This is a genomic window from Candidatus Melainabacteria bacterium RIFOXYA2_FULL_32_9, from assembly GCA_001784615.1.
Lineage (GTDB): Bacteria > Cyanobacteriota > Vampirovibrionia > Gastranaerophilales > UBA9579 > UBA9579.
In genome coordinates, this window is the sequence record MFRQ01000026.1 from 13,241 (window position 1) to 14,365 (window position 1,125).

A 1,125-nucleotide genomic window follows, 5' to 3' on the forward strand; every position below is an offset into this window, starting at 1 on the left:
GGTGGCGCATACCTCTATATGAATTAATTTCAATTAATCTTTTAACGTTTTGGCCTTCAGCTCTTCTGAGATCGCCTTCAACCTGATATTTATCAATTTCTTCTCTTAAACGGTTAATCTCGTCCTCTGTTAAGTTGTCGGTTTTTGTATCTTCTGAAATTTTTGTGTTTTCAAGAATTTTTTTTGATATTGTTGGCCCAATTCCATATATGTAAGTTAGAGCTATTACCATTCGCTTATTACGTGGTAAATCAACTCCAGCGATTCTAGCCATTAATTACTCCTTTATACCTTTTGCTTACAAATTACTTCACTATATTAAAAAATTCATTGCTTAAGAATAATAGATTAATTAAAACATAAATTAGATTCAAGTTTTTCTTTAGATTAATCTTTTGTTAGTTAATGAGATACTGTCCTAACAAAATTTGTTTAGACCTTATCCTTGTCTTTGTTTGTGTTTTGGGTTTTCACAAATTATTGCTACTCTGCCTTTTCTTCTAATTACTTTACATTTGTCGCATATTTTTTTTACAGATGTTCTAACTTTCATTTTTTTTACCCTTTCAACTTATATATTAAGAATATTATTTTAGTCTGTAAGTTATTCTGCCTCTACTCAAGTCGTAAGGTGTTAACTCAACTTTTACTTTATCGCCCGGTAAAATTCTAATAAAATTCTTTCTAATTTTGCCGGATATATGAGCCAGTACCATATGTCCATTTTCTAGTTCTACTTTGAACATGGCATTAGGTAGTGATTCTACGATTGTGCCTTCAAATTCAATTACGTCTTTTGTCATTAACACCTCATTTGTAACTATTTCTTAATCAGTTTTGCAAAATACATTATCCTAAATTTGATTCTACACTGAACATGATATTTTACAAGGTTTTTAATTTTAAAAAACCTAAATCTTTTAGTTCTGTATTTTAGATAAAACCTGAAAGGCTTATCCTTTTTCATAATTATAAAATATGAAAAAGACAAAAAAACCTCAATTGAAATTATACTTCAAATTTAACTTTACTTAAAATTTGATTTTTAAGTATTTAGTTTTAAAAGATGATTTTAATAAAAAATTATCTTTTATGATTTCAAGTAATCTTTAATTCTTGGTTTTT

The 1,125-nt window shown here is 27.3% G+C and carries 3 protein-coding genes; all 3 read right to left on the minus strand.

All coding sequences use genetic code 11. From position 1 onward, the window contains the following. A partial coding sequence (locus A2255_05985) for a 30S ribosomal protein S13 (GenBank protein OGI22830.1) occupies positions 1-274 on the minus strand: 274 nt, incomplete at its 3' end. Between the two features lie 165 nt (positions 275-439). Then, on the minus strand, positions 440-553 hold the full coding sequence (locus A2255_05990) for a 50S ribosomal protein L36 (GenBank protein OGI22831.1): 114 nt from the start codon (positions 551-553) through the stop codon (positions 440-442). A gap of 34 nt (positions 554-587) precedes the next feature. Further along, positions 588-803 carry a translation initiation factor IF-1 gene (locus A2255_05995; protein OGI22832.1) on the minus strand — a complete coding sequence of 72 codons (216 nt, stop codon included), beginning with the start codon at positions 801-803 and terminating at the stop codon, positions 588-590. Between the last annotated feature and the right edge of the window lie 322 nt (positions 804-1,125).